Annotated in this window: 1 protein-coding gene; it reads left to right on the top strand. The window is 62.8% G+C overall.

The genetic code is table 11. The features are described 5' to 3' along the window. Nucleotides 1-57: 57 nt before the first annotated feature. Nucleotides 58-435, top strand: a 378-nt coding sequence (locus tag HW466_RS31500) for a urate hydroxylase PuuD (protein WP_176316183.1), incomplete at its 3' end; no start/stop codon positions are given.

Below are 435 nucleotides of genomic sequence, written 5' to 3'. Positions count from 1 at the left end.
CGGCCCTGCCCGCCCCACATTCGATAACAAGGACTCGAGTCTGTCTGGAGGAGTTTCATGGAAGGCTTCATCACCGACTGGCTGAATCTCGCGATTCGCTGGTTGCACGTCATCTGCGCGATCGCCTGGATCGGCGAATCGTTCTACTTCGTCGCCCTCGACAACAGCCTCAAGCCGCCCAAGGATCCGAACCAGCGCCAGCGCGGCGTGTTCGGCGAGCTCTGGCACGTGCACGGCGGCGGCTTCTACAACATGCAGAAGTACACGGTCGCACCGCCCGAGATGCCGGAGGACCTGCACTGGTCGAAGTGGCCTTCCTATACCACCTGGATGTCCGGCTTCGGCCTGTTCTTCGTGCTCTACCTGCTCGCGCCGAACACCTACCTGATCGACCGCAACGTGCTCGACATGGGGCCGGTGGTGGCCGTGTCGGCC

It is taken from the genome of Burkholderia territorii, from assembly GCF_902833055.1.
Lineage (GTDB): Bacteria > Pseudomonadota > Gammaproteobacteria > Burkholderiales > Burkholderiaceae > Burkholderia > Burkholderia territorii.
This window is presented reverse-complemented; position numbering and strand designations above follow the sequence as displayed.